This window comes from Halomonas sp. ND22Bw (assembly GCF_003011945.1).
In the GTDB taxonomy this organism is placed as follows: domain Bacteria; phylum Pseudomonadota; class Gammaproteobacteria; order Pseudomonadales; family Halomonadaceae; genus Halomonas; species Halomonas halophila.
In genome coordinates this window covers 1-239 of record NZ_PXWD01001712.1, presented here as the reverse complement: position 1 = coordinate 239, position 239 = coordinate 1, and the positions used below count along the sequence as shown (strand labels likewise).

The 239-nt window shown below is 71.5% G+C and carries 1 protein-coding gene; it reads right to left on the bottom strand.

Annotated elements, in window-relative coordinates; translation table 11 throughout:
* A partial coding sequence (locus tag CVH10_RS24125) for a DUF4908 domain-containing protein (RefSeq protein ID WP_146143395.1) occupies positions 1 to 239 on the bottom strand: 239 nt, incomplete at both ends.

Here is a 239-nt window from a genome sequence, read left to right as displayed (position 1 = left end):
GCGGCCGAGACGGCTTCGGCCGCGACCTGTGCGGAACCGGGCTGGATGTCCACGTCGATCACGATCAGCCGCCCCATGGCCTGGCTGGCGCGGTAGCTCTGACGCATGAAGTAGTCGACCAGCTGCGCGCCGGTCATGGCCGCGCTGGCCAGACCCGGCGCCTCGCCGACGCGCGAGGCGGGCGAGCCTTGCGGGGCTGTGGTCGGATAAAGAGTGACCGCGCCGTCAGGCGTGCCCTT